Origin of the sequence: Bradyrhizobium sp. CCBAU 53340, assembly GCF_015291645.1 — a bacterium.
GTDB lineage: Bacteria > Pseudomonadota > Alphaproteobacteria > Rhizobiales > Xanthobacteraceae > Bradyrhizobium.
Genome location: NZ_CP030055.1, coordinates 425,071 through 439,064 on the forward strand (window position 1 = coordinate 425,071; position 13,994 = coordinate 439,064).

A 13,994-nucleotide genomic window follows, 5' to 3' on the forward strand; every position below is an offset into this window, starting at 1 on the left:
GACGGTTGAATGTACCGCGCCTGTAAGACTACGGTGACCATCAGGCGATAAGATCTGTCCCAACGAGTGACCATGTGTGACGTTCGACATGACTGGAATGATGGCTTCTAATTTCGTTTCGCGCTGGTCCGGGGCACTTTGGTCGGGAGCACTCGGCATCTGCGTGATCGTCGCGGTCATCCGTCCCGCCGAAGCCGATCCCCGCGCAGTGGTCGAACTCTTCACCTCCCAGGGCTGCTCGTCCTGCCCGCCTGCCGACAAGGTCATCGGCGACCTCGCCAAGGATCCCTCGATCATCGCGCTGAGCATGCCGATTGATTATTGGGATTATCTCGGCTGGAAGGACACGCTGGCGGACTCGCGTTTCTCGGCCCGGCAGCGCGCCTATTCACGCATGCGCGGCGACCGCGAGGTCTATACGCCACAGGTCGTGGTCAACGGCGCTACGCATGTGATCGGCAGTGATCGCGCCGGCATCGAAAATGCGATCGGCAAGACCGACATGGGTGCGGGCGTGATGAGCGTGCCGGTGACGATGTCGCTCGCCGGCAAGCAGATCAACGTGTCGGTCGCTGCGAGCAAGGAACCGACGGTCTCGCATGGCGAGGTCTGGATCTGCTCGATCGCGAAATCGGTGCCGATCGAGATCGGCCGCGGCGAGAACCGCGGACAGCAGATCACCTACCACAATGTCGTACGCAATCTGCTCAAGGTCGGTGACTGGAACGGACATCCGGAAAGCTGGACCGTGCCGCTCGAGAATTTGACGTCACGCGATGGCGTCGACGGCGCAGTGGTTTACGTCCAGGACGGCAGCCGCGAGAGGCCCGGTCCGATGCTGGGCGCGGCGTACACGTCGCTGCATTGATTCTCTGACAGTAAGTTTCGCTCGATCTCCTCATGGTGAGGAACGCGCTCTTGCGCGCGTCTCGAACCATGAAAGGCCCGCGCTGTTGCATCCGGGCCTCGATCCTTCGAGACGCCGCGCAAGGAGCGCGGCTCCTCAGGATGAGGGGTGAAAGTCTTCGCGCTGGGATGAGGGAATGCACGGCGGCGGAGACACACCGCCACAAACAAAAAAGGACCAACTCGCGTTGGCCCTCCTTGTCGCGCGTACAGACCCGATCCTGTTCGACCCCGGGGGGCTGGGGGCTGAGGAATCCGGAACCGAAAGGACCGGGTCAACGCACACACGTCTTTTCGCAGTGCAGGGCGGCAGGCGATGGGCGGAAAAGCGGCGATCCTGTGATTCCTGCTAACGATCCCGTGACGGTTTGCCGCTGAGAAGTTCCACCGTGGCGTGTGTCATGATTCGCTGGCCGCCGCCGGGCTGAACCTTGGTCCCCATGTGGCCAACAGCCCCTTGCGGCGGGGAACAGTTGGCGCAATCATGCAGGTGTCATGATCCGCGGTTCCGGGGACGGTCTTTCGCGGAGCCGGTCATGCCGACGATGAGGAGGCGCCCCATGAGTTTGACGTCGGAGGATGCCGATCCGAGCGAGCAGCGCGCAGTGGCGCGCCCCGCCGCTGCGAATACCCAGCCGAACCGGGTGACGTTCAACCGGCTTGAGCTGCACCGAATTCTCAATCTCTACGGCCGTATGGTCGCCGACGGCGAGTGGCGCGACTATGCGATCGACTTCCTGAAAGACCGCGCGGTGTTCTCGGTCTTCCGCCGGGCCTCCGAAGTGCCGATCTACCGTATCGAGAAAGATCCGCGGCTCGCCCGCAAGCAGGGCATGTACAGTGTGATCTCCGCGACCGGCCTGATCCTGCGCCGCGGTCACGAGCTCGAGCGCGTGCTGCTGGTGATCGATCGGAAGCTGGCGGTGGTCTAACCACACGGCCGGTGCCGTAGGGTGGGCAAAGGCGCAAAGCACCGTGCCCACGGTCTCTTAATGATCGCCGAGATTGTGGGCACGCTCCGCTTTGCCCACCCTACGAGACCTATTTCGCCGGCACCGTCCTCGCGCCTTCACCGAGATCCCGCTGCATCATCACCGTGTCGAGCCAGCGACCGAACTTCAGGCCGACATTCGGATGCGTGCCGATCATCTTGAAGCCGCCTCTGGTGTGCACGCCGATCGAGCCGGCATTGGCGGAATCGCCGATGACAGCGATCATCTGGCGGAAGCCGCGCGCCTCGCATTCCTTGATCAGCCGCTCCAGCAGCAATGAGCCGATACCGCGGCGGTGGAAGCTCGGATCGAGATAGATCGAGTTCTCGACCGTGAAGCGGTAGGCCGGGCGCGGCCGGTAGGCGCCGGCATAGGCGTAGCCGGCAATGCTGCCGTCGATCACAGCGACGAAATAGGGATAGCCGCCGTCGACCAGCGCGCGATAACGACGCGTCATCTCGGTGAGATCGGGCGGATCCAGCTCGAATGTCGCCGTGCCCTCGCGGACGGCCTGCTGGTAGATGGCGGTGATGGCGGGGAGGTCGGCCTCAAGCGTAGGCCTGATTTCGGGTGCGGACATGGAGGCAAGATTAGAGTGTCCTCGCGGCGGCTGGAAGAGGCAACGCAGTTTCCACATCGTCATTGCGAGCGCAGCGAAGCAATCCAGAAATGCATCCGCGGAGGGACTCTGGATTGCTTTGCTGCGCTCGCAATGACGGGGAGGGGCTGCGGGCAAACAAAAAACCCCGGCCTTGCGGCCGGGGTTCGTATCCGTTCCCTCGAGGTCTTGCGCTTAGTCGCGCTGGCCGAGGAGCTGCAGCAGCAGCGTGAACAGGTTGATGAAGTTCAAATACAGCGACAGCGCACCTGAGATCGCCGCGCGCTCGGCGATGTCACCGCCGGCCGAAGCATAGCCGTAGATGTACTCGTTCTTCAGCCGCTGCGTATCCCAGGCGGTGAGGCCCGCGAACACCAGCACGCCGACCACCGAGACGATGAACTGCAGCGCGGTGCTGGCCAGGAACAGGTTCACCAGGCTCGCGATGATGATGCCGATGAGGCCCATGAACAGGAACGAGCCCATGCCGCTCATGTCACGCTTGGTGGTGTAGCCGTAGAGGCTCAGCGCACCGAACGTCGCCGCGGTGATGAAGAACACCCGCACGATCGAGTCATGCGTGTAGACCAGGAAGATGGTCGACAGCGAAACGCCCATCAGTGCCGAGAACACCCAGAACAGGATCTGGGCGGTCGAGGGTGCCAGACGGTTGATGCCGGCCGAGATCACGAACACCATGGCGAGCGGCGCCAGCATGAACAGATATTTCAGCGGGCTCACGAACATCGCGTAGCCGAACGGCGTCAGGAACAGCTTGCCGACGCGGACGGCTTCCGGGGTCGGAACGTCAGTCACGGCAGCCATGTAAACGCCGAGCGCGGCAAGGCCGGTGATGGCAAGGCCAATGCTCATGTAATTGTAGATGCGCAGCATGTAGGCGCGCAGACCGGCGTCGACCGTCGCGGCGTCAACACGCCCGGCGGCCCTGCCGAAAGGAGAAGCGTAATTGCGGTCTAGGTCCGACATGGTCGAATTCCCGTTGGTTGTCCGGTCCGGCACAGGGGTTGCCATGCCGCCGGTTCGTCAAATTCTATCTCGGATACCGATGTCTGCCGACATTAATTTTGGCTAACAATCGGGGCTCCGAACCCATCCGATATGTGGGAAACTAACACATTCGCTGCAACCGTCCACGCGCGGCCGAATGTCGCCCTCCACGCGTGTTCCTGACGAGAACCTGACAGGCAGACGTGGTTAATTCGCGGGAATCGCGCGATTTCGGTCCCGCGCTGTCATCCGCTACCTTTTGTCACAAATTCCGCAACACCGTGGCGGGCTTTTTGTTCAACGCCAGCAGCGTGCCGGCGAGCCCGAGCCCGACGGTGACGACCAGGGCGGCTGCCACCACGCCGGCCGCGCTTGCAGCCTGCCAGACGAAGGTCAGCGTCATCAGCCGCGTCACGATCATCCAGGCCGCGATGCTGCCGGCGATCACGCCGAACACCGCGGTGGCGAGCCCGATCAGCAGATATTCGAGCGCATAGGCGCCGAGCAGCCGCAGCCGCGTCGCGCCCAGCGTCTTCAGGATCACCGCATCATAGACGCGGTGGCGATGGCCGGCGGCGAGGGCGCCGCCCAGCACCAGGATCGCGGAGATCAGGGTCACGGCGCTGGCGCCGCGGATCGCGAGCGTGAGATTGGTCACGACCGAGCCGACCGTCTCCATCACCTCGCGCACGCGCACGCTCGTCACCATCGGATAGGCATCCGCCACCTGCTTGATGATCTTGCCGTCGCTAGCAGCATCGCCGCCGGCCTCCGTCAGCGTCGCGATGTGGGTGTGCGGCGCGCCCTTGAAGGCGTTGGGCGAGAACACCAGCACGAAATTGATGCCGAGCCCCTGCCAGTCGATGGTGCGTAGATTGCCGATTCTGGCCGGGATGTCGCGGCCGAGCACGTTGACCACGATCTCGTCGCCGAGCTTGAGGGAGAGGCCGTCGGCGATCTTCTTCTCCATCGAGACCAGCGGCGGGCCGGAATAGTCGGCGCCCCACCATTCGCCCTCGACCACCTTGGAACCCTTCGGCAGCTCGCCGGTATAGGTCAGGCCGCGATCGCTCTGCAGCACCCATTCGGAATCGGTTGTGGGCTTGAGGTCCTCGGCGCGCACCCCGCGCGCGGCGACGATGCGCCCGCGCAGCATCGGCACGTCCTCGACCTTCGCGCCCGGGGCGATCTGGCGGAGATAATCGTCGAAGGGAGCGGCCTGCGTGCTCGGAATGTCGATGAAGTAGAACGACGGCGCGCGGTCGGGCAGCGCGGCAAGAAACTGCCGGCGCAGATTGCCGTCGATCTGGGTGATGGTGACGAGCACGGCGAGGCCCAGCCCCAGCGACAGCACGACCGACGGCGTCAGCGCGCCGGGCCGGTGGATGTTGGCGATCGCCAGCCGCAGCATGGTGAAGCGCGTGCGCGGCAGTCTTCGCGCGATGGCCATCAGCAGGCCGGCAACGCCGCGCAGCACCGCGAACACGACCACCGAGGAGACCACGAACACCGCGGCGATGCGCTTGTCGAAGGATAGGCCGATCACGACCGCAACCAGCAGCGCGACGACGACACCCATGAAGACGAGATAGCCCAGGCGCGGCCGGTGCCATTCCGCCGCGATGGTGTCGCGAAACAGTGCCGCAACCGGCACGTCGTGCACCCGGCCGAGCGGCCACAGGCCGAAGGCGAGCGCGGTCAGGAGACCGTAGACGAGGGACAGCGCCAGCTCGCCCTCATGCACCGCCGGCACCACCGGCAGCGGCAACAGCTTGCCGAACAGGCCGACGATGGCGAACGGCATCGCCGCGCCAAGCGCAAGGCCAATCACCGAGCCGATCGAGGCCAGCAAAACGACCTGCGCAAGATAGATGCCGAAAACATCGCGCCCGGTGGCACCGACGGCCTTGAAGGCCGCGATCACCTCGAGCCGGCGGTCGATATGGCTCTTCACGGCATTGGCGACGCCGACGCCGCCGACCAGGAGTGCGGCGAGGCCGACCAGGGTCAGGAATTGGGTGAAGCGGCTGATGTTGCGCTCGAGTTGCGGCGAGGCATTGGAGCGGCTGCGCACCTCCCAGCCGGCCTCTGGCGCGGCGTTGCGCGCATCCGCGATGAAAGCCTCGGTGGCGCGCTCGCTGTTTGCTGTCTCCGGCAGCTTCACGCGATACACCCAGCGCACCAGGCTGCCGGGCTGGACCAGCCCGGTGGCGCGCAAGGCCGCCTCGCTGATCAGGAAGCGCGGGCCGAAGCCGATGCCGCCGGCGAGCTTGTCGGGCTCGGCCTCGACGCTCGAGCGGATCTGGAAGGTCGCCGAGCCGATGGTGACGCGGTCGCCAACCTTCAACGACAGCCGCGCCAGCAGCGCCGGGTCGGCAGCCGCGCCGAACGCGCCGTCCTTCTCCGCGAGCAGATCGCTCAGCGGCAGCTGTGGTGCCAGCGTCAACTGTCCCAGCATCGGATAGGTGTCGTCGACCGCCTTCATCTCGACCAGCGCCAGCTTGCCCTCGGCCGAGCGCGCCATGCCGCGCAGCGTCGCTGCGGTCGAGACCCTGCCGCGCGAGCGCAGGAAGGCGACCTCTTCGGGTTTTGCCTCGCGCTGGAACAGCACGAAGGACACGTCGCCACCGAGCAGCGTGCGGCCCTCGCGTGCAAGACCATCGGAGAGGCTCGCCGACACCGAGCCGACGCCGGCGATTGCCATGACGCCCAGCGCGATGCAGGCGATGAAGACGTAGAAGCCGCGCAGGCCCCCGCGCAATTCGCGCAAGGCATAGCGCAGCGACAGCGCGACGCCGTTCGGCTTTGCAAACGGTTCGACGGCGATGCTCATGCGTTGGTTGTCTGCGTGTCGATGCGGCCGGAGCGCAGCCGGATCACGCGATCGCAGCGATGCGCGAGCGAGGAATCGTGCGTCACCAGCACCAAGGTCATGCCGCGCTCGGCATGCTTGGTGAACAGCAGGTCGATAATCTGCTTGCCCGTCGCCTCGTCGAGATTGCCGGTCGGTTCATCCGCGACGAGGATAGCGGGATCGGGCGCCAGCGCGCGCGCGAGCGCGACGCGCTGCTGCTCGCCGCCGGAGAGCTGCGTCGGATAATGATGCAGGCGATCGCCGAGCCCGACCGATTGCAGTTCTTCGGCTGCGCGCTTGCTGGCATCAGGGTTGCCGGCGAGCTCGAGCGGCACCGCGACATTCTCCAGTGCCGTCATGGTCGGAATCAGATGGAAGGATTGGAAGACGATGCCGACCTGGCGGCCGCGGAAGCGGGCCAGCGCGTCCTCGTCGAGGGCATTGAAAGGCGTGCCCGACACCACCACCTCTCCGCTATCAGGACGCTCCAGCCCCGCCATCACCATCAGCAGCGTGGATTTGCCCGAGCCTGACGGGCCGATCAGGCCGATCGTCTCGCCCGAGCTGACGCGCAAGCTGATATCCTTGAGGATGTGAACGCGTGCCGCCCCTGACCCCAATGACAGATTGACGTTGGAGATGGCGATGGTGTCCGGCGTCGTGCCGGCGAGCGAAGAGGTTTCGATGCGACTGTCCATGGTCCGGTCATATGGCAACTCCGCACGCGCGGTCGAGAGGCGTTACGGATTGTTCATGCACATAGCCGTGTTGATGCTCGCTTTGATGACGCTCGCGCGTCCGGCCTGGGCGGACGCGGCAAGACCGATCAAGCTTGTCGTCCTCGGTGATTCCTTGAGTGCCGGCCTTGGCCTGCCGGCCCAGGATGCGTTTCCCGCAAAGCTTCAAAAAGCCTTGCAGGCCAAAGGCATAGAGGTTGAGATGACCAATGCTGGGGTGTCGGGCGACACCTCCTCCGGCGGCCGCGACCGGCTCGACTGGTCAGTGCCCGAGGGAACCGAGGGCGTCATCGTCGAGCTCGGTGCCAACGATGCGATGCGCGGCATCGACCCCGACTTGACGCGGGCGGCGTTGACCGACATCGTTCAGCGTCTGAAGGCGCGCAAGATCGCCGTGGTGCTGTGTGGCATGCTGGCGCCGCCGAATTTCGGCGCGGACTATGGCGCGCGCTTCAATTCGATTTATCCGGAACTGGCGAAACAGTTCGACGTCCCGCTCTATCCGTTCTTTCTCGACGGCGTTGCAGCCGACGCGAAGCTCAACCAGGCCGACGGCATTCATCCGACCGCTGAAGGCGTGGACATCGTCGTCGACAAGATGCTGCCCACGGTGGAGGCATTCGTGCGCACGATCGGCGAGCAACGCCGTTGAACAGCAGGCAATGCTAACCCTAACACCCAGGGTTTTCCCGGTGTAGCCTCGGCAACACTTCGCAGAGTCACACAACTGCGATAGGAATCAGGGTACCGGTGATTCGTCGCCGGCTCTAATTTGGATAGGGTCCTTGCTTCGCACGGACTGTACCCAAGCATCGGGAGTGCGAAACGATGCCGCGTCTGTTCACTGGTCTGGAAATTCCGGCCGAGATCGGCCAGTCGCTTTCCAACTTGAGGGGCGGCCTTCCCGGCGCCCGGTGGATCGATCCCGAAAATTATCACGTCACCTTGCGCTTCATCGGCGACATCGATGGCGTCTCCGCCAACGAGATCGCATCGATGCTGTTTCGCGTCGACCGCAAGCCGTTCGAAGTGAAGGTGCAGGGGCTGACGAGTTTTGGCGGCCGCAAACCGAGGGCCGTCGTTGCGACGATTGCGCCGAGCAAGCCGCTGATGGAATTGCAGGCCGAGCTCGAGCGCATGATGCAGCGGATCGGCCTCGATCCGGAGGGACGCAAGTACATCCCGCACGTCACGCTGGCCCGGCTGCACGACGCCTCCGACCGCGACGTCGCCGACTATCTCTCGATCCGCGGCTACTTCCCGAGCAAGGCGTTCATGGCCGAGCGCTTCGTGCTGTTCTCCTCGCGCGCATCGACCGGCGGCGGACCGTATGTCGTCGAGGACGCCTACGAGCTGTGTGAATAGCTCTCGTGCCCCGGACGCTGCGCAGCGGCATAAGCGCGTTTACGCGCGTCTTCGACGCACTATGGCGGTGCGCTGCAGAGCCGGGGCCCATCTCTCAGCGATCGATGTACGAAACAGGGGTCCCGGTTCTGCGCAGCAGCGTTTCACGCTGCAGCGCGCCCGGGACACGGAACGCATAGCGCCCCGCACCAATTGACGGCTTGCAATTTCCGCCGGTCTCTGGCGGTAAAGGGCGATGCTCTCCACTCCGAATTCCTCCTTCAGCGAAGCGTATCAGGCCGAGATCGCCTCCGGCGCGATCGAGGCCGATGCCGCGCAGGCCGAAGTCGCCGAAGCCTATACGGCGCTGGACCTGCGGCTCGCGAACTACAGCCCCAAGCGCAAGCAGGGGCTGCTTGCCCGCCTGTTCAGCAACGACAAGGACGAGGCGCCGCGCGGGCTCTACATCCACGGCGAGGTCGGCCGCGGCAAGACCATGCTGATGGACCTGTTCTTCCAGCACTCGGATGTCGAGCACAAGCGTCGCGCGCATTTCCACGAATTCATGGCCGACGTGCACGAGCGCATCTACGATTATCGCCAGAGCATCGCGCGCGGCCAGATTCCGGACGGCGACGTCATCGCGCTGACCGCGCATGCGATCTTCGAGGAGAGCTGGCTGCTCTGCTTCGACGAATTCCACGTCACCGACATCGCGGACGCGATGATCCTCGGACGTCTGTTCGCAAAATTGTTCGAGCTCGGCACCGTCGTGGTCGCGACCTCCAACGTCGCGCCCGACGATCTCTACAAGGGCGGCCTGAATCGCGCGCTGTTCCTGCCGTTCATCAAGCAGATCACCGACCACATGGACGTGACGCGGCTGGACGCGCGCACCGACTTCCGGCTGGAGAAGCTTCAGGGCGTGCCGATGTGGCTGACGCCGGCGGATGGCGATGCGCAGGCCGCACTCGATCGCGCCTGGGCGAAGATGACCGGCAACGCCAAATGCAAGTCGCGCGACATAAAGATCAAGGGCCGCATCTTGCACGTGCCGTGCTCGGCCCATGGTGTCGCGCGCTTTAGCTTCGCCGATCTCTGCGAGAAGCCACTGGGTGCATCCGACTACCTCAGGCTGGCGCACGACTATCACACCATCCTGGTCGACCATATTCCAGTAATGGACTTCTCCCAGCGCAACGCCGCCAAGCGCTTCATCACGCTGATCGACACGCTCTATGACAATGCCGTGAAGCTGATGGCCTCGGCCGATGCCAATCCGATCTCGCTCTACCTCGCCGCCGAAGGCACCGAGGCGATGGAGTTCAAGCGGACCGCCTCGCGCCTGATCGAGATGAGCTCGGAATCCTATTTGGCGCTGCCTCACGGCCGCAAGGATTCCACTGCCAGCGGCTCCACCAAGGGTCTGGTGGAGACTTAAGTCCTATTTGTCAGCGCTGTCATTCCGGGGCGCGCGGAGCGCGAGCCCGGAATCCATCGTGCCTCGGACTCTTCGCCTGATGGATTCCGGGCCTGCGCCTGTCGGCGCGTCCCGGAATGACAGACGGGGTATGCTGGTTGCTATCGCGCCAAGCCCGACAAATGGGCATCCACCGACTTGAACGGGGGAAGCGAAAGGGATAACCACCCATTCAGTTTTTCCCTCCTCACGTGTCTAAAGGACAGGTTCACATGGCGCGCGACAAGATTGCTTTGATTGGCTCCGGCCAGATCGGCGGAACGCTGGCTCACCTCATCGGCCTGAAAGAGCTGGGCGACGTCGTGATGTTCGACATCGCAGAGGGCGTGCCGCAGGGCAAGGCGCTCGACATCGCGCAGTCTTCGCCGGTCGATGGTTTTGACGCGCATTATACCGGCGCCAACTCCTACGAAGCCCTCGACAACGCCAAGGTCTGCATCGTCACCGCCGGCGTGCCGCGCAAGCCGGGCATGAGCCGCGATGACCTCCTCTCCATCAACCTCAAGGTCATGGAGCAGGTCGGTGCCGGCATCAAGAAGTACGCCCCCGACGCCTTCGTCATCTGCATCACCAATCCGCTCGACGCGATGGTCTGGGCGCTGCAGAAGGCTTCGGGCCTGCCGCACAAGAAGGTCGTCGGCATGGCCGGCGTGCTCGACTCCGCGCGCTTCCGCTACTTCCTGGCTGACGAGTTCAACGTCTCGGTCGAAGACGTCACCGCCTTCGTGCTCGGCGGCCATGGCGACACCATGGTGCCGCTGGTGAAGTACTCGACCGTCGCTGGCATTCCGCTGCCCGACCTCGTCAAGATGGGCTGGACCTCGCAGGCGCGCCTCGACGAGATCGTCGACCGCACCCGCAACGGCGGCGCCGAGATCGTCAACCTGCTGAAGACCGGTTCGGCCTTCTATGCGCCGGCGGCCTCGGCCATCGCAATGGCCGAGAGCTATCTGCGCGACAAGAAGCGCGTCCTACCTTGCGCCGCGTACCTGAACGGCGAGTACAGCGTGAAGGACATGTATGTCGGCGTGCCCGTCGTGATCGGCTCCAAGGGTGTCGAGCGCGTCGTCGAGATCGAACTCGCCGGCAAGGACCGCGAGGCGTTCGACAAGTCGGTCGGCGCGGTGCAGGGCCTGGTCGATGCCTGCAAGAAGATCGCACCCGATCTTCTCGGCCGCTAAGGCACAAACAATTCCGCCGAAGACCGAAACCCGGTCTTCGGCGGTTTCACTTCCGGACCCCTGATGACCGGGGTGGGGTCTGGTCCACGATTTCGATGTCAAAGAATCCGGGTTGCAGTTCCTGTGGTATATGGTATGCCAGCCACAAGACTGAGGTGGGCCCATGGGGTCACCGCCCGCGGGTTCAGGGAGCGACCATATGAATATTCACGAATATCAGGCCAAAGCGCTGCTGGGTGAGTTCGGGGTGCCGATCTCCAAGGGCGTTCCGGTCCTTAAAGCGAGCGACGCGGAAGCCGCCGCCAAGGCGCTGCCGGGTCCGGTCTATGTGGTGAAGAGCCAGATCCATGCCGGCGGCCGTGGCAAGGGCAAGTTCAAGGAAGCCTCGGCCGGCGACAAGGGCGGCGTGCGCATCGCCAAGTCGGCCGCCGAGGTCTCCGAGTTCGCCAAGCAGATGCTCGGCGCCACGCTGGTGACCGTGCAGACCGGCCCGGCCGGCAAGCAGGTCAACCGCCTCTACATCGAGGACGGCTCGGACATCGACAAGGAGTTCTATCTCTCGATCCTGGTCGATCGTGAGACCTCGCGCGTCTCCTTCGTCGTCTCGACCGAAGGTGGCGTCAACATCGAGGACGTCGCGCACAACAGTCCTGAGAAGATCGTGACCTTCTCGGTCGATCCCGCGACCGGCATCATGGGCCATCACGGCCGCACCGTCGCCAATGCGCTGAAGCTCTCCGGCGATCTCGCCAAGCAGGCCGAAAAGCTCACCGCGCAGCTCTATGCTGCCTTCGTCGCCAAGGACATGTCGATGCTGGAGATCAACCCGCTGGTCGTGACCAAGCAGGGTCAGCTCCGCGTGCTCGACGCCAAGGTGTCGTTCGACGACAACGCGCTGTTCCGTCACCCCGACGTGCTCGCGCTGCGCGACGAGACCGAGGAAGACGCCAAGGAAATCGAGGCGTCCAAGTACGACCTCAACTACGTCACCCTCGACGGCAATATCGGCTGCATGGTCAACGGCGCCGGTCTTGCCATGGCGACGATGGACATCATCAAGCTCTACGGCATGGCGCCGGCGAACTTCCTCGACGTTGGCGGCAGCGCTAGCAAGGAGAAGGTCGCGGCCGCGTTCAAGATCATCACCGCCGATCCCAACGTGAAGGGCATCCTGGTGAACATCTTCGGCGGCATCATGAAGTGCGACGTGATCGCCGAGGGCGTCACGGCGGCGGTTCGTGAAGTCGGCCTCAGCGTGCCGCTGGTGGTTCGTCTCGAAGGCACCAATGTCGAGCTCGGCAAGAAGATCATCCGTGAATCCGGCCTGAACGTGGTGCCGGCCGACAATCTCGACGACGCCGCGCAGAAGATCGTGAAGGCCGTCAAGGGAGGCTAACGCCATGGCCCAGGACCATCTCGCCGCATCATCTCCGCTCATCGAGCATACGCGCCTCGCCGCGTTCGCCGGCGAATGGAATGGCGAAGAGGTGGTCTTTCCGTCGCGATGGACGCAAGGCGGACCTGCCACCTCGCACGTCGTCGCGCGCATGGACCTCAACGGATTCTATCTGATCCAGGACAGTGTCCAGATGCGCGACGGCAAGCAGAGCTTCGCCACCCACGGCATCTTCACCTTCGACCGCGACGACCGGACCTACAAATTGTTCTGGTACGACTCGCTCGGCTACACGCCGCCCTCGCCCGCCTCCGGCGGGTGGGTCGGCAACACCCTGACGCTGGTGCGCGGCTCGCTCCGCGGCAATGCGCGCCACGTCTACGAGATCATCGACGACTCCTCCTATTCGTTGAAGATTCAGTTCTCGCCGGATGCGGAAGGCTGGGCCGACGTGCTCACCGGCATCTATCGCCGCATCCACTGACCCTCTCACTCTGTTAGTTTCGCGAAAGCAGACCTCATGTCCATCCTGATCGACAAGAACACCAAGGTCATCTGCCAGGGCTTCACCGGCAAGAACGGCACCTTCCATTCCGAGGCTGCGATTGCTTACGGCACCAAGATGGTCGGCGGCACCTCGCCGGGCAAAGGCGGCTCGACGCATCTGGGCCTTCCGGTGTTCGACACCGTGCGCGAGGCGCGCGAGAAGACCGGCGCCGATGCCTCGGTGATCTACGTGCCGCCGCCGGGCGCAGCGGATGCGATCTGCGAAGCCATCGACGCCGAGATCCCGCTGATCGTCTGCATCACCGAAGGCATTCCCGTCATCGACATGGTGCGCGTGAAGCGTTCGCTCGCCGGATCCAAGTCGCGCCTGATCGGGCCGAACTGCCCGGGCGTCATGACTGCCGGCGAGTGCAAGATCGGCATCATGCCCGCCAACATCTTCAAGACCGGCTCGGTCGGCATCGTCTCCCGCTCGGGCACGCTAACCTATGAAGCCGTGTTCCAGACCTCCCAGGAAGGCCTCGGCCAGACCACTGCGGTCGGCATCGGCGGCGACCCGGTCAAGGGCACCGAGTTCATCGACGTGCTGGAGATGCTGCTGGCCGACCCCAAGACCGAGTCGATCATCATGATCGGCGAGATCGGCGGTTCCGCCGAGGAGGACGCCGCCCAGTTCCTCAAGGACGAGGCCAAGCGCGGCCGCAAGAAGCCGATGGTCGGTTTCATCGCCGGCGTGACCGCACCTCCCGGACGCCGCATGGGCCATGCCGGCGCGATCATTTCGGGCGGCAAGGGTGATGCCGGTTCCAAGACCGAAGCGATGAAATCTGCAGGGATTACAGTGTCCCCGTCGCCCGCTCGCCTCGGCCATACGCTTGCCGAAAAGTTGAAAGGCTAATTCACTTCTTCGTACTTTTCCGGGCGAAGTTTCGCAGCAAATAGGGTAAAGGGTGCCTGTCGCGTCGAGCCCTGTCGGGGAGCTCGGCGCCAG

13 protein-coding genes are annotated in these 13,994 nt (G+C 64.2%); 9 read left to right on the top strand and 4 right to left on the bottom strand.

Annotation, left to right across the window (positions count from 1 at the left end):
- Positions 1 to 88: 88 nt before the first annotated feature.
- Positions 89 to 868, top strand: coding sequence for a thioredoxin family protein (locus XH89_RS02020; protein WP_194465483.1), 780 nt, complete (start codon positions 89 to 91; stop codon positions 866 to 868).
- Positions 869 to 1,466: 598 nt separating this feature from the next.
- Positions 1,467 to 1,838: a DUF2794 domain-containing protein gene (locus XH89_RS02025; protein WP_194465484.1), complete on the top strand. Its 372-nt coding sequence runs from the start codon at positions 1,467 to 1,469 to the stop codon at positions 1,836 to 1,838.
- Positions 1,839 to 1,947: 109 nt separating this feature from the next.
- On the opposite strand, the gene XH89_RS02030 is transcribed toward XH89_RS02025, so the two are convergent.
- From XH89_RS02030 to XH89_RS02045, 4 genes are all read right to left on the bottom strand, one after another.
- Positions 1,948 to 2,478, bottom strand: coding sequence for a GNAT family N-acetyltransferase (locus tag XH89_RS02030; protein WP_194465485.1), 531 nt, complete (start codon positions 2,476 to 2,478; stop codon positions 1,948 to 1,950).
- A gap of 213 nt (positions 2,479 to 2,691) precedes the next feature.
- Positions 2,692 to 3,483: a Bax inhibitor-1/YccA family protein gene (locus tag XH89_RS02035; protein WP_194465486.1), complete on the bottom strand. Its 792-nt coding sequence runs from the start codon at positions 3,481 to 3,483 to the stop codon at positions 2,692 to 2,694.
- Between the two features lie 283 nt (positions 3,484 to 3,766).
- Positions 3,767 to 6,337, bottom strand: coding sequence for an ABC transporter permease (locus XH89_RS02040; RefSeq protein ID WP_194465487.1), 2,571 nt, complete (start codon positions 6,335 to 6,337; stop codon positions 3,767 to 3,769).
- Positions 6,334 to 7,056, bottom strand: coding sequence for an ABC transporter ATP-binding protein (locus XH89_RS02045; RefSeq protein ID WP_194465488.1), 723 nt, complete (start codon positions 7,054 to 7,056; stop codon positions 6,334 to 6,336). The genes XH89_RS02040 and XH89_RS02045 overlap by 4 nt, the downstream gene beginning before the upstream one ends.
- A gap of 55 nt (positions 7,057 to 7,111) precedes the next feature.
- On the opposite strand from XH89_RS02045, the gene XH89_RS02050 reads away from it, so the two are divergent.
- The 7 genes from XH89_RS02050 to sucD all read left to right on the top strand — a co-directional run bounded on the left by XH89_RS02050 (position 7,112) and on the right by sucD (position 13,901).
- Positions 7,112 to 7,747: an arylesterase gene (locus tag XH89_RS02050; protein ID WP_194465489.1), complete on the top strand. Its 636-nt coding sequence runs from the start codon at positions 7,112 to 7,114 to the stop codon at positions 7,745 to 7,747.
- Between the two features lie 176 nt (positions 7,748 to 7,923).
- Positions 7,924 to 8,460 carry an RNA 2',3'-cyclic phosphodiesterase gene (gene thpR, locus XH89_RS02055; RefSeq protein ID WP_194465490.1) on the top strand — a complete coding sequence of 179 codons (537 nt, stop codon included), beginning with the start codon at positions 7,924 to 7,926 and terminating at the stop codon, positions 8,458 to 8,460.
- 235 nt (positions 8,461 to 8,695) lie between these two features.
- Positions 8,696 to 9,880: a cell division protein ZapE gene (gene zapE, locus XH89_RS02060; protein WP_194465491.1), complete on the top strand. Its 1,185-nt coding sequence runs from the start codon at positions 8,696 to 8,698 to the stop codon at positions 9,878 to 9,880.
- A gap of 251 nt (positions 9,881 to 10,131) precedes the next feature.
- On the top strand, positions 10,132 to 11,100 hold the full coding sequence (mdh, locus tag XH89_RS02065) for a malate dehydrogenase (protein ID WP_128949093.1): 969 nt from the start codon (positions 10,132 to 10,134) through the stop codon (positions 11,098 to 11,100).
- A 199-nt stretch (positions 11,101 to 11,299) separates the two neighbouring features.
- A complete protein-coding gene (gene sucC, locus XH89_RS02070) occupies positions 11,300 to 12,496 on the top strand; it encodes an ADP-forming succinate--CoA ligase subunit beta (RefSeq protein WP_194465492.1) in 1,197 nt (398 codons plus the stop codon).
- 4 nt (positions 12,497 to 12,500) lie between these two features.
- Positions 12,501 to 12,980: a DUF1579 family protein gene (locus XH89_RS02075; protein ID WP_194465493.1), complete on the top strand. Its 480-nt coding sequence runs from the start codon at positions 12,501 to 12,503 to the stop codon at positions 12,978 to 12,980.
- 36 nt (positions 12,981 to 13,016) lie between these two features.
- Positions 13,017 to 13,901 carry a succinate--CoA ligase subunit alpha gene (gene sucD / locus XH89_RS02080; RefSeq protein WP_194465494.1) on the top strand — a complete coding sequence of 295 codons (885 nt, stop codon included), beginning with the start codon at positions 13,017 to 13,019 and terminating at the stop codon, positions 13,899 to 13,901.
- Positions 13,902 to 13,994: the final 93 nt, after the last annotated feature.

Bases quoted from the DNA above. Each gene is read 5' to 3' on its own strand.
- XH89_RS02020 (WP_194465483.1), top strand. From the start codon at position 89: ATGACTGGAATGATGGCTTCTAATTTCGTTTCGCGCTGGTCCGGGGCA.
- XH89_RS02025 (WP_194465484.1), top strand. From the start codon at position 1,467: ATGAGTTTGACGTCGGAGGATGCCGATCCGAGCGAGCAGCGCGCAGTG.
- XH89_RS02030 (WP_194465485.1), bottom strand. From the start codon at position 2,478: ATGTCCGCACCCGAAATCAGGCCTACGCTTGAGGCCGACCTCCCCGCC.
- XH89_RS02035 (WP_194465486.1), bottom strand. From the start codon at position 3,483: ATGTCGGACCTAGACCGCAATTACGCTTCTCCTTTCGGCAGGGCCGCC.
- XH89_RS02040 (WP_194465487.1), bottom strand. From the start codon at position 6,337: ATGAGCATCGCCGTCGAACCGTTTGCAAAGCCGAACGGCGTCGCGCTG.
- XH89_RS02045 (WP_194465488.1), bottom strand. From the start codon at position 7,056: ATGGACAGTCGCATCGAAACCTCTTCGCTCGCCGGCACGACGCCGGAC.
- XH89_RS02050 (WP_194465489.1), top strand. From the start codon at position 7,112: ATGCACATAGCCGTGTTGATGCTCGCTTTGATGACGCTCGCGCGTCCG.
- thpR (WP_194465490.1), top strand. From the start codon at position 7,924: ATGCCGCGTCTGTTCACTGGTCTGGAAATTCCGGCCGAGATCGGCCAG.
- zapE (WP_194465491.1), top strand. From the start codon at position 8,696: ATGCTCTCCACTCCGAATTCCTCCTTCAGCGAAGCGTATCAGGCCGAG.
- mdh (WP_128949093.1), top strand. From the start codon at position 10,132: ATGGCGCGCGACAAGATTGCTTTGATTGGCTCCGGCCAGATCGGCGGA.
- sucC (WP_194465492.1), top strand. From the start codon at position 11,300: ATGAATATTCACGAATATCAGGCCAAAGCGCTGCTGGGTGAGTTCGGG.
- XH89_RS02075 (WP_194465493.1), top strand. From the start codon at position 12,501: ATGGCCCAGGACCATCTCGCCGCATCATCTCCGCTCATCGAGCATACG.
- sucD (WP_194465494.1), top strand. From the start codon at position 13,017: ATGTCCATCCTGATCGACAAGAACACCAAGGTCATCTGCCAGGGCTTC.